Source organism: Methylomonas paludis, from assembly GCF_018734325.1.
GTDB classification, from domain to species: Bacteria; Pseudomonadota; Gammaproteobacteria; order Methylococcales; family Methylomonadaceae; genus Methylomonas; species Methylomonas paludis.
Genome location: NZ_CP073754.1, coordinates 3,503,150 through 3,515,724 on the forward strand (window position 1 = coordinate 3,503,150; position 12,575 = coordinate 3,515,724).

A 12,575-nucleotide genomic window follows, 5' to 3' on the forward strand; every position below is an offset into this window, starting at 1 on the left:
CTTAATGCGGCACACGCCAGACCACACAGGCGCTGTAGATGTCAGAAAACCATTCCAATTTACCGGTTGTCGATTTTTATGTGCTGGCTACCCATTTGCAACAGCAGCGTCAGGATTTTGCCTGTAAGTTAATCGAAAAAATCTATCGCAGCGGCCAAAATTGTTATGTGCTGACCGACAGTCTGGAACAGGCTGCCAGCATAGACCTGCAGCTCTGGACGTTTAGAGCCGGGAGTTTTATTCCGCATCAAATTTATCGCGGCATTTTGCCGGAACTGCCGCAAACCATTTTAATTGGTCTGGCGGATATTCCGGAAAGCCGCCAGAATCTGATCGTCAATCTGTCCAGTCAGTTGCCTGAACACGGCCCGCTCACTGGCCGGATTCTGGAAGTGCTGGACAATAGCGAAATCTGTAAACAGGCGGGGCGGGAGCGTTTTCGCTATTATCGGCAGTTAGGCATCACACCGGTGACTCACAAACTTTAATCATTTGCACTACCCTGTATCTCCAGAGCGGCCTGATAGAGTAATTTTTTTCTTTGTCCGGTAATTTCCACCGCCAGTGCGACGGCGGTTTTGATTGAGCACTCCTGCAGTAAGGCGCGCAGTATCCGGTTTTCTTCAGCGCTTAACAGCTTAGCTTCGGTGTCCGGCTCGACACCACCGACTACCACTACAAATTCACCCTTGCGCATATTTTCATCGGTAGCGACTTTGCTGCTGATTTCCGCCAGTTCGGCCTGGATGATGGTTTCGTGCAGTTTGGTGATTTCTCTGGCAATGGCAATGGGGTGATCGGCTGGATAAATTTCCTGCATATCGGTCAAGGCGGCCTGAATGCGGTGGCTGGATTCATAAAACACCCAGGTTGAGGCATCGGTCAGCTTGTTCTGAAAAAAACTTTTTCTGGCACTGGAGGTGCGCGGCAGAAAACCTTCAAAGGTAAAGCGGCTGACCGGTAAGCCGCAAGCCGATAAGGCGGCGATTAAAGCACAGGCTCCGGGGATAGGCACTACCTCAATTCCCTGCTGTTGCGCCAACCGTACCAGCGGCATGCCGGGATCACTGATTAAAGGGGTGCCGGCATCGGAAACCAGGGCTATGGACTGACCTTGCTGAATTTTTTCGATTAGATGTTGGGAGGCGTGGGCTTCATTGTGCTGGTGCAAGGATTGCGCCGGTGTGTTGATGCCATAGTGCTGTAATAGCATTTTGATGTGGCGGGTATCTTCGGCGGCAATTAAACCAACCTGTTTCAGGGTTTCCACAGCCCGAAAGCTGAAATCGGCCAGATTACCTATTGGTGTGGCAACCACGTATAATTTCCCGTACATCTGTTCTCATGCCCTCCGCGCTATGTTTAGATTAAATCAGTTTTTCATTATGCCCCGTTACCGGTCACTCTGCTGGATTTTCGGCCTGTTGCTGCTGGCCGGCTGCAGTAGTGAACCAGTGAAAAAACCGCTGCCGCCACCAGCCAAAACCACGCGCCCGCTGATAAACCCGCTGCCGGCGGCTGAGCCTCTGAAAAGCAGCGGTTTGACCGACAATCAGGATAATCAGCATTTACTGGCCGCTGAAACCAAAGTGCAGGCCGGTGATTACAGTGCCGCTCATACGCAGCTGGATCTGGTGCATTACGCCAGTCTGTCTGCTGAGCAGCGCAGTAAATTCAATCTGCTGGCCGCTGAAGTGTCTTTAAGTATGGCCGACTTTAGCCGGGCTTTAAGTCAGTTGGAGATGATTCGGCCCAAATTGCTGAATAATGCCGAACAGATTAATTATTTTCAGTCTCTGGCTTTTGCCCATGCTCTGGCAGGTAATATTTTACCTAGCATCAATGCCCGAATTCGGCTGGGTTATTTGTTGAGCAACCTTCAGCAACAGCAAGATAATCGCGCCACGATTCTGGATATACTCACTGGCTTAAGCCTGGATACGCTGAGTATGCCGCCGGCAGATGCTGAGGAGCTGGGCGGTTGGATGGCGCTGGCTAAAATCGTTAAGCAGCGTGGTCAATCCGGCTTTGATTTTAATCAGCAGTTGCTGGATTGGCAGCAAGCCTACCGGCAACATGCAGCCAATAATGCTGAGTTTATCGGTAATTATTTGCATAAATCCACCAATCTGGTCGCCAATCCAACGCCGGCTGCGGCGATGATAGCGGTATTACTACCAGCCAGCGGTAATTATGCTGCTGCGGGTAAAGCGATTAAAGACGGTATTCTGGCGGCTCAGCGTCAGGCTGCTGTTAATTCGCCTCAGCTCCCGCTGCGTTTTTACGATAGTGAACAAGGTGATATCGGCACAATTTATCGGCAGGCTGTGGCCGACGGTGCCAGTCAAATTATTGGGCCACTGGTTAAGGAACAAATTCAAAATCTGGCTGAACAGATCGAGTTAAGTGTGCCGGTACTGGCTTTAAATCATGTGGAAAATTTAAACCGGAATAATCTCTACCAGTTTGGCTTAAGCCCTATTGATGAGGCGGGGCAATTAAGCTTGAAAGCCCATCAGGACGGTGGGCAAACTGCTATGATTTTGGTGCCCAATAGCGGGCAGGGCCAGCGAATTGGCCATTATTTAACCAGTGCCTGGCAAAGTCAGGGCGGTATTGTCCTGGGCGTACAATCATATGATCCCAAACAGCACGATATAGCCAATATCTTGAATGGCTTTGCTAATTCAACTCCTGCGGAAAACACCGCCAAACCGGTACAAACTCTGTTTTTGAGTGCCAGTCCGGAACTGGCCAGAGAGCTGGCGCCGGCACTGAAAAATCATCCGGAACTGACGGTTTATGCGATGCCGGGTATTTATAGTGGCCGGCCCAATCCGGTACAGGATATGGAGTTGGGCAAGATCAATTTTTGTGATATCCCCTGGTTTTTTGGCGATCTGTATAGCGGCCCCCTCAGTCAGCTAAGCCAACAAGGGGTCTGGCAATCTTTGCCCGATACCCAGCTCAGGCTATTGGCACTGGGCATGGATGCTTATAATGTGCTGGGGCAGTTAAATCAGTTGGCAACCACGCCGTATAACGGCGCTACCGGGCATTTGAGTTTAAACGCCGAGAATCGCCTGACCCGCAAACTGGTCTGCGCTCAATTCAAAGCCGGTCTGCCGGTAGCCAGCGGTTTTGTCGAGTAATTGCCATGTTGTTTGGTAAAAAACCGCCGCATTTACAGAAAGGCAGCCAGGCCGAGCAACAGGCTTTAAAGTTTTTGCAACAGCAAGGTTTACAGTGGTGCTGCAGCAATTACCGCTGTAAAAGCGGGGAGCTGGATCTGGTGATGCTGGATGGTCCGGTGCTGGTGGTTGTGGAGGTTCGCTACCGGCAATCGGCTCAGTTTGGCGGCGCTGAAGCCAGTATTACCTGGAAAAAACAGGCGCGGATCATCGCCGCTACCCAACACTATGTCATAATCAACAAACTGAGCAATGCGGTGATACGTTTCGATGTGGTGGCCATATCCGGCGACAATCGGCTCAACTGGATTAAAAACGCATTTCAAACCTGAGGACTATGAGTTTACAAGACCGTATTATTAACCAATTTTCCGACAGCATCCAGACAAAACAGGATGCTATGGCTTCGTTGTGTGAGCTGATTGAGTTCGCCTCGCAAAAGATAGTTGAAGCGCTGGTCAACGATAAAAAAGTGCTGACCTGCGGTAATGGCGGTTCGGCGGGGGATGCCCAACATTTTTCTTCGGAAATGCTGAACCGTTTTGAAAGGGAACGCCCGGCTTTGCCGGCAATTGCTTTGAGCACCGATACTTCTACGATTACTTCCATCGCTAATGATTACCATTTTGACCAGATTTTTGCCAAACAGCTGAGAGCGCTGGGCCAAACCGGCGATATTCTGCTGGTTTACACTACCAGCGGTAATTCGGCCAATATTATTCAGGCCATAAAAGTGGCCCACGACCGTGACATGACGGTTATCGCGCTAAGCGGCAAGGATGGCGGGGCTTTGGCTGAAGTGCTGAACGAAGCCGATATTGAAATCCGGGTGCCTTCCAATTCTACGGCGCGCATCCAGGAAGTGCATCTGCTGATTTCCCACTGCCTGTGTGATCTGATAGATCAGCAATTGTTCGGCGGCTAAGTCTGCCGGATATTAGGGCTATGGTTTTGCCGTAAAGTCATTTGCCCACCTACCCCTTTGTCACAAAGATAGGCAATCGGTTGCTCGGCTTAAGCTGAAAAAATTAGGCCGCAGCATCTTTCCTGCCACCCGCACTTGCCACTCTTGTCAAAAATTACTGCTAAACTTAGACTTAGTTAATCTCGCCCCAAAAACCATAATAATTAGCCAGCGGATAGCCGGAGATCAAAATGCCCAATCCAGATTTTGCCAACTTGATTACGCTGGTATTTGCCAGTTCTCTCGCCGGTCTGGGTTTTGCGGCCTGGCTGGCGCGCTGGGTGCTGGCTAAAGATACCGGTACACCAGCCATGCGCAAAATATCGGATGCCATTAAACAGGGTGCAGAAGCTTTTTTGCGCCGGCAAAACCGTACCATCCTACTGCTCAGCGCCATTTTTGCCGCACTGCTGTTTGTCGGTTACGGTTTGTTGCGTAGCCATCGCGAATTTGATCCGGTATCCAGTTCCCTGGAATTGGCCGGCTGGACTACGCTTTCCTTTGTGCTGGGGGCTTTGTGTTCGGTGTGTGCCGGTTATGTGGGCATGTGGGTGAGCATTCGCGCCAATATCCGCACCGCAGCTGCGGCCTGCCTTAGTCTTAATGAGGCTTTGCAGGTATCTTTGCGTGCAGGAGGTGTCTCCGGTATGGTGGTGGTGGCTATGAGTTTGTTGGGCGTGGCCGGTTTGTTTGTACTGGTCAAATTGCTGAGCCCGAACATTGATCTAGTGAAAATTCCACTATTAATCGTTGGTTATGGCTTTGGAGCATCTTTTGTGGCGCTGTTTGCCCAGGTGGGTGGCGGTATTTATACCAAAGCTGCTGATGTGGGGGCCGATCTGGTCGGTAAGGTGGAAGCCGGTATCCCGGAGGATGATCCGCGCAACCCGGCGGTGATTGCCGATCTGGTGGGCGATAATGTCGGCGATTGCGCCGGCCGTGGTGCGGATTTGTTCGAATCGACTGCGGCTGAGAATATCGGCGCGATGATACTGGCCGGCAGTCTGGCACTGGGCGCGGAAAAAGCCGGACTGGCGTTCAGTGCCGGCATTTTGGGCGTGATGCTGTTTCCGCTGGTGGCGCGGGCTTTTGGCATTATCGCCAGCATGGTCGGCATTTTAAGCGTGCGCCTGCACAGCGAAGATCAGGAACCCATGCAGGCCCTGAATCGCGGCTATTTTATCAGCGTATTACTGGCGATGCCGCTGTTCGCACTTGCCGCCCACTGGTTGCTGGATAATCCGGCGGCACCGGATGCCTGGTGGCATTTTTCGCTGTGCGGAGTCATTGGGGTGTTAACGTCGGTGGCGTTTGTGTTCATCACCCAGTATTACACCGAATATCGCTACAGGCCGGTACAGGCTATCGCCGCCGCCAGCACTACCGGTGCCGCGACCAATATCATCGAGGGTACGGCGGTGGGTTTTGAATGTACCTGGATGCCGACTCTGGCAATGTCTATTGCCTTGTTAAGTTCTTACTATCTGGGCGCATCCAGCGGCTTGCCTCATGCCGGACTGTTTGGCACAGCAGTGGCGACGATGGGGATGCTGGCCACTGCGGCTTATATTCTGGCGATGGACAGCTTTGGTCCGATTACCGACAACGCCGGCGGCATTATCGAAATGAGCGAACAGCCTGCCGAAATCCGCAGCCGTACCGATAAACTGGATGCCATAGGCAACACCACCAAAGCCCTGACTAAGGGTTATGCAGTGGGCAGCGCTGGTCTTGCCGCTTTTCTGCTATTTCAGGCCTATATGGATGAAATTAAAAATTATGCCGGTCTGGATGCTGCTGCCGAATTCAGCGTGAATTTAGGCAAACCGGTGGTGTTTGTCGGCGCACTGCTGGGCGCGATGCTGGTGTTTGTGTTCTGTTCCCTGACCATTCGGGCGGTCGGCACTGCGGCCAAAAGCATTATCGAAGAAGTGCGCCGCCAATACGCCGATCTGCCGCGCCTGAATGACATCATCCAGTTCCCTGCCGATTTTCAGCCTGATTATGGAGCCTGCGTGGATATTGTTACCCGTGCCGCCTTGCGTAATATGATCGCACCGGGTTTACTGGTGGTGTTGACGCCAATTGCAGTTGGCCTGAGCTTTAAAATATTCATTGATGTAGAAGGCAAACTGATTGCTGCCGAAAGTGTGGCCGCGCTGTTGATGGTGGCCACTTTGGTCGGTATTCTGATGGCATTGTATTTAAACAATGCCGGCGGTGCCTGGGATAATGCCAAAAAATATGTGGAAACCGGCGCCCACGGCGGCAAATACATCACTACCGCCGATGGTAAAACCATCAAAAACCCTACTCACAGCGCCGCTGTGGTTGGTGATACTGTCGGCGATCCGTTCAAGGACACCGCCGGACCGAGTTTGCATGTGTTGATTAAATTATTGGCGACTGTGACTTTGGTGATGGCGCCGTTGTTTCTTTGAGAAAAAGATGAAATTTGGAAGATGTTTATTGGAGCATTTCGATCCAATGAAACTGCCAAAACTAAATATTAGTTTTAATAAATTCTACAACCTTATCAATCTTTGTTGAAAAAGAAATACGGTCATTCTGATAATATTCAATAAATATACCGGCAAGATATAGATTGTCAGGAAAAAATGAATTTGGCACATACCATAATCCTCCACCACTAATTCCCCTTGGACTCGGTGGATTATTAATTTCTCCATTTATATCTATCGCTTGACCATAATTCATACAAATATGAACGTCATTATTTTTCTTATATTTATCCCAGTTAGTGAAGTTTTTATCGACTTTACCTCCATATGTGAAATAAAATAAATTAAACGTCGTGCCGCCCTTCAATGCTTTTCCTTGTTTATTCTTAGAACAAGGATAGCCATGTATAAGTGATAAATGCACTGAGTTAAAATATCTGTTTATCATCAATCTATCTTCGCATAATATATTAATATTATTTTTAGCTACAAACTCATTGCTTAATTCAATAAATGCTATATCGAAATGATCTTTTTTGCCCTGACTGATTGAGTGAAAAAAGTTACCTACTAAGTTAACAAATGAACCATCTATTGCCATATAAAAAGGGCTAACAGCAATCTTAATTTGATTAATAACATGAGAGGCTGTGATAAGGAATGTCCTAGAAAACACCTGAATGACAACTGAAGAGGCAATTAACAGGATGTTGAAATTTACTCCCATGCCTTCGGCTTAAACCCTTAATATAGGGTTAATTTTTCGGCTGGAAGCCTTATCAGACCTGAATTTCCGTTTCTAGCCCAAAACTTCAGGTCTGGCTGTTCTAAATGGCCCTTTTCGGGGCTTCATTTCCGCCTTTTGGCGGTGGTTAGGCGCACGTCTGCCTAGGCGGTCGAACACCGCCAGCCAAAAATATTGCCCATTCGGGTCAGATTATAGGCGGCGAAGGTGAAGACAGTTTGTGCCGCTACTTTTTTTAAGCGACGGAATTTGGTTTGATGCAGACCACCTATGGTCTTGCTCCAGCCAAACACTTCTTCAACCCGTTTACGGATTTTGAGGCTGGTCTTGTATCCGGGATGGCGGGTGGTGCGGTGGTCAATGGCAGAGCCTTTGTTCTTCTGTGCCACATGCGGGGTGACTTTGAGAACGCGAATGTCGGTCACGAAGCTTTCAACATCGTAGCCTTTGTCTGCGCCCACTGTTGTACCCGGTTTCTTCACAGTCCGTTTGATCATGGTCTTCGCCGCTTCCCGCTCTGCTGTGCCGGTGGCGTGAGTGACTTCAACATCAACCACCAGACCGTTCCGGTTCTCCATCAGGGCATGGCCCAGGTAACAGAGCTGTGATTTGTCGCCTTCACTTTTTTTGTATAGCCGGACATCCGGGTCGGTGGTCGAGGCGTGTGTATCATTGCTGCGCTTTTCGCCTTTGAAGTTGACAGTCGGGTTACGCGTATCATCTTCCGGAGGTGAGCTTGAACCGTCTTTCTTGACAAAGCTTTTCATGGAAGCCCAGCCTTTAATCAGGGTGCCATCCACGGAAAAATGCTCGCTGGAGACCAATTCTTGCCATTCGGCAAGCAACAAGATGCGATCAAAAAACAAGCGGCAAATACGTTCATTCAGCAAGCGGTCACGATTGGCGCTGAAGGTGGAGTGATGCCAGACCTCATCATCCAGCGTCAGCCCCACAAACCAGCGATACAGCAGATTGAAATCAATCTGCTCCACCAACTGTCTTTCGGAACGAATGGTGAAAATCACTTGCAGCAAGCTGGCGCGCAATAGGCGCTCTGGTGGGATTGAATCCCGGCCCCGGCGGGCATAAAGCGCGTTAAATTCAGTATCCATGGTTTTCAAAAGGATATCGACGATGGCACGGAATTTCCGTAAGGGATGGTCTTTGGGAATCCGTTCTTCCAATGTCCGATAGCTAAAGAGTACATCTTGGGTGATGTCAGCGCCGCGCATAAAATCATTCCGTTGGAATATATAATAATGGAACTATTTTATCATATATAACAATTGCTTGCGATATTATAAACTCTTTGGCTCAATGAATTTATGCGGCTTGCAGGGGTAGATAAAATCGACAGCCTGTTAAATCAGGGCGTTCATTACTTGCTTTGATGAATACCGGGTATGTAAATGACTTTAGTTTTCTCTCAACTTCAAACATTGTTAAGTTAATATGATCGGCAGTGTTTATTATCATGTCTTTTAGTTAATCCTGAATCCGTGTTCCTTTCGGTTTAAGTGAGGGCAGTCGCGTTTCAGACGCGTTTTTTAAAAAAATCTACCACCAATCGAAATTTAACTGCCGTTCATCAAGCCCTCAGTCGCAAAAATCAATCGTTTCCATGGTATTGCCGGCATCGCCAGATGAAAAACCTGACGCCAAGACAAGCAATCTTCTTCTCTACCCGGAGAATCAGCTCGTAACCAGCATCTCAGCTTTCGCGCCGCTTATCCTGATGCAAAGCCAGGCTGCACCACCAATCGCTCTTGTAAATAAGCGAATACTTTTGCCACGGGTGAGGCGCACCCTAAGTCCAGCCACCATTGCCGGGCTTTGTGGATCACCTGGGCTGCTCGATACATGACTTCTTGCAGCACCGTTCGTAACCGCCGTCGTTTTGCCGGATGACGTATTGGCGCCAAGTCGCCAGTCAAGCCCAGTTGACCAATCAGTCGCAAGCAATTATAGGCAAACATACCCATTCTCAATAGACAGTCGTTGGTCTCAAACTTTCCAGATGGTAAGCGTTCCATATCCAGGTCAGTTTTGAATTCCGAATGAAATTGTTCATGGGTGCCGTGGTCGCGGTAGCGTTCAATGACGGTTTCTTCGGGTTCCTCCAGACTCGTCCACCAGCCTTCCAGTTGAATGTCCGGCAGTAATAGCATCTGGCCGTGCTTATTGCTCGTGCGTTCAATGATCCGCACGACCAGTCTGAAGGGGCGAGTCTGTTTTTTCCAAGCACGTTCCACCGTCAGTGTCATTAACGCTTCCCGTTTACCGGGGCGTTTTTCAACAAAGGCGCCGGCCGCTTCCGCTTTTTCTAACCAGGATGTCTTATCTTGCCGTCTTGGATTCCACTTGATCAAGTATTCAAAGCGCCTGTTCATGGCTGCCCAGCGTTCTTTCTCAGCCGCAACCGTAAATAACAGTTTGGCGCTATCAAACCCTGAGTCTTTGCGTAATAACAACGGCAAACCCGGTGCAACCAAGCGCTCAACTCGAGGAAACAGCCTTTCTAGAAAATAATCAATCTCCAGCGATGAATGCCAGCGGCCTGGACGCAGTTCCAATCCTATACACCAGCCTTCATTGCCCAAATAAGCCGCGACAGGCGTATAGCCATCCACTCCCTGATAGGTTCGACTCACCTCTTCCTTCTTGGTACCGCTCTGATCCATGACGAAGGTGTCCATGTCCAGACAGACGTAGCCTTTATGCGGCGTAATTGGGGCTTCTGTTCGTTCGATGAGTCGTATCGATAGATCATCCACCGGCTCCAGCAGGCTGCCGCTGACACGATCAAGACGTTGCCGCAGCCACACGCTGCCGGGAACCTTACGTACATCCAATGCCTTCTTGAAAAAACGATCTTCACGAAACGGCTCAACAGCCTCGAAGTCGCTTTTGCCTATACTTAAAAGGCCAACAGTGGTTTTGACTAAATCCGAGGTTTTGATACCCTGTGAAACAGGTATTCTACCGTCCACCATCACTTCGACATTGACCGCTTCCAGGCACTGGCCGATCAAGGATAGTCCGGCATAGGAGGTAAGTTCCTTTTTGGATTCTTTAAGCTTAAAACGTGCCATAATCAAAACGGGTGACTATAGAAAAACTATATTATACCTTTTTTATCATTGACTTATGACTATTTATAAAAAAAACGAACACGGATTCAGGGTTAATTTTTCGGCTGGAAGCCTTATCAGACCTGAATTTCCGTTTCTAGCCCAAAACTTCAGGTCTGGCTGTTCTAAATGGCCCTTTTCGGGGCTTCATTTCCGCCTTTTGGCGGTGGTTAGGCGCACGTCTGCCTAGGCGGTCGAACACCGCCAGCCAAAAATATTGCCCATTCGGGTCAGATTATAGGCGGCGAAGGTGAAGACAGTTTGTGCCGCTACTTTTTTTAAGCGACGGAATTTGGTTTGATGCAGACCACCTATGGTCTTGCTCCAGCCAAACACTTCTTCAACCCGTTTACGGATTTTGAGGCTGGTCTTGTATCCGGGATGGCGGGTGGTGCGGTGGTCAATGGCAGAGCCTTTGTTCTTCTGTGCCACATGCGGGGTGACTTTGAGAACGCGAATGTCGGTCACGAAGCTTTCAACATCGTAGCCTTTGTCTGCGCCCACTGTTGTACCCGGTTTCTTCACAGTCCGTTTGATCATGGTCTTCGCCGCTTCCCGCTCTGCTGTGCCGGTGGCGTGAGTGACTTCAACATCAACCACCAGACCGTTCCGGTTCTCCATCAGGGCATGGCCCAGGTAACAGAGCTGTGATTTGTCGCCTTCACTTTTTTTGTATAGCCGGACATCCGGGTCGGTGGTCGAGGCGTGTGTATCATTGCTGCGCTTTTCGCCTTTGAAGTTGACAGTCGGGTTACGCGTATCATCTTCCGGAGGTGAGCTTGAACCGTCTTTCTTGACAAAGCTTTTCATGGAAGCCCAGCCTTTAATCAGGGTGCCATCCACGGAAAAATGCTCGCTGGAGACCAATTCTTGCCATTCGGCAAGCAACAAGATGCGATCAAAAAACAAGCGGCAAATACGTTCATTCAGCAAGCGGTCACGATTGGCGCTGAAGGTGGAGTGATGCCAGACCTCATCATCCAGCGTCAGCCCCACAAACCAGCGATACAGCAGATTGAAATCAATCTGCTCCACCAACTGTCTTTCGGAACGAATGGTGAAAATCACTTGCAGCAAGCTGGCGCGCAATAGGCGCTCTGGTGGGATTGAATCCCGGCCCCGGCGGGCATAAAGCGCGTTAAATTCAGTATCCATGGTTTTCAAAAGGATATCGACGATGGCACGGAATTTCCGTAAGGGATGGTCTTTGGGAATCCGTTCTTCCAATGTCCGATAGCTAAAGAGTACATCTTGGGTGATGTCAGCGCCGCGCATAAAATCATTCCGTTGGAATATATAATAATGGAACTATTTTATCATATATAACAATTGCTTGCGATATTATAAACTCTTTGGCTCAATGAATTTATGCGGCTTGCAGGGGTAGATAAAATCGACAGCCTGTTAAATCAGGGCGTTCATTACTTGCTTTGATGAATACCGGGTATGTAAATGACTTTAGTTTTCTCTCAACTTCAAACATTGTTAAGTTAATATGATCGGCAGTGTTTATTATCATGTCTTTTAGTTAATCTATATTAATTTTCAAGTTTCATGATTAGAAAACTTTGTATGCTTATAACCGAGTCAACCAATAGCTGGGTTTCCGGTGAAGATGAGCAACAGCGATGATGATAATTTTATTGGCATCAATGCCATACAGTATCCCGTAGGGAAAGCGATTGATCAAACAGCGCCTAATATTATTGCCGATTAGTGGGTATGATTCAGGAAAAGCCGCAAGGCGGCGAATTGCAGCGTCAAATTCATTGAGAAATTGTACACCCAACTGTTTTTGTTGCGCTTCATACCAGCAAAACGCTTCATGCAACTCAGACTGCGCCTCATCAATAAATTCGATGTTCATTTATATTTTTGCATTACTTCAGCATAGCTAACTGTTTTTAACTTCCCTTCCTGATAAGCCTGCCATCTTTGTTGGGCTGTATCGCGCCAAATGGCATCTATTTCTGGATTGGGCGTGTCCAGGTCAGACAGCAGTAATTCTGCCAGATGTAGCTTTTCTAAAGGCGGCAACTGATTGGCTTGTTGGTAAAGTTCTTGAAAATTTGGCATGATTTT

The 12,575-nt window shown here is 48.8% G+C and carries 12 protein-coding genes; 5 read left to right on the forward strand and 7 right to left on the reverse strand.

Annotated features, from left to right (window positions below; translation table 11 throughout):
* Positions 1–38: 38 nt before the first annotated feature.
* Complete coding sequence (locus KEF85_RS15965; protein ID WP_215582228.1) at positions 39–488, forward strand: DNA polymerase III subunit chi; 450 nt, start codon at positions 39–41, stop codon at positions 486–488.
* Here KEF85_RS15965 and rsmI read toward each other — a convergent pair.
* Complete coding sequence (gene rsmI, locus KEF85_RS15970) at positions 485–1,336, reverse strand: 16S rRNA (cytidine(1402)-2'-O)-methyltransferase (RefSeq protein ID WP_215582229.1); 852 nt, start codon at positions 1,334–1,336, stop codon at positions 485–487. The two genes, KEF85_RS15965 and rsmI, sit on opposite strands and share 4 nt — an antisense overlap.
* Positions 1,337–1,385: 49 nt before the next feature.
* On the opposite strand from rsmI, the gene KEF85_RS15975 reads away from it, so the two are divergent.
* The 4 genes from KEF85_RS15975 to KEF85_RS15990 all read left to right on the forward strand — a co-directional run bounded on the left by KEF85_RS15975 (position 1,386) and on the right by KEF85_RS15990 (position 6,596).
* Positions 1,386–3,152: a penicillin-binding protein activator gene (locus KEF85_RS15975; protein ID WP_246534986.1), complete on the forward strand. Its 1,767-nt coding sequence runs from the start codon at positions 1,386–1,388 to the stop codon at positions 3,150–3,152.
* Positions 3,153–3,157: 5 nt separating this feature from the next.
* A complete protein-coding gene (locus KEF85_RS15980; protein WP_215582231.1) occupies positions 3,158–3,523 on the forward strand; it encodes a YraN family protein in 366 nt (121 codons plus the stop codon).
* Positions 3,524–3,528: 5 nt separating this feature from the next.
* On the forward strand, positions 3,529–4,116 hold the full coding sequence (locus tag KEF85_RS15985) for a phosphoheptose isomerase (RefSeq protein ID WP_215582232.1): 588 nt from the start codon (positions 3,529–3,531) through the stop codon (positions 4,114–4,116).
* Positions 4,117–4,346: 230 nt separating this feature from the next.
* Positions 4,347–6,596: a sodium-translocating pyrophosphatase gene (locus KEF85_RS15990; RefSeq protein WP_215582233.1), complete on the forward strand. Its 2,250-nt coding sequence runs from the start codon at positions 4,347–4,349 to the stop codon at positions 6,594–6,596.
* 61 nt (positions 6,597–6,657) lie between these two features.
* On the opposite strand, the gene KEF85_RS15995 is transcribed toward KEF85_RS15990, so the two are convergent.
* From KEF85_RS15995 to KEF85_RS16020, 6 genes are all read right to left on the reverse strand, one after another.
* Positions 6,658–7,344 carry a hypothetical protein gene (locus tag KEF85_RS15995; RefSeq protein WP_215582234.1) on the reverse strand — a complete coding sequence of 229 codons (687 nt, stop codon included), beginning with the start codon at positions 7,342–7,344 and terminating at the stop codon, positions 6,658–6,660.
* Positions 7,345–7,505: 161 nt separating this feature from the next.
* Positions 7,506–8,594, reverse strand: coding sequence for an IS5 family transposase (locus tag KEF85_RS16000; RefSeq protein ID WP_215581187.1), 1,089 nt, complete (start codon positions 8,592–8,594; stop codon positions 7,506–7,508).
* A gap of 495 nt (positions 8,595–9,089) precedes the next feature.
* Positions 9,090–10,454, reverse strand: a complete 1,365-nt coding sequence (locus KEF85_RS16005) for an IS1380 family transposase (RefSeq protein WP_215580104.1) — start codon at positions 10,452–10,454, stop codon at positions 9,090–9,092.
* Positions 10,455–10,679: 225 nt separating this feature from the next.
* On the reverse strand, positions 10,680–11,768 hold the full coding sequence (locus KEF85_RS16010; protein ID WP_215581187.1) for an IS5 family transposase: 1,089 nt from the start codon (positions 11,766–11,768) through the stop codon (positions 10,680–10,682).
* 301 nt (positions 11,769–12,069) lie between these two features.
* Positions 12,070–12,360, reverse strand: coding sequence for a type II toxin-antitoxin system RelE/ParE family toxin (locus tag KEF85_RS16015; protein WP_215582235.1), 291 nt, complete (start codon positions 12,358–12,360; stop codon positions 12,070–12,072).
* A complete protein-coding gene (locus KEF85_RS16020) occupies positions 12,357–12,569 on the reverse strand; it encodes an addiction module protein (protein ID WP_215582236.1) in 213 nt (70 codons plus the stop codon). Before KEF85_RS16020 ends, KEF85_RS16015 begins: the two co-directional genes overlap by 4 nt.
* Positions 12,570–12,575 lie beyond the last annotated feature (6 nt).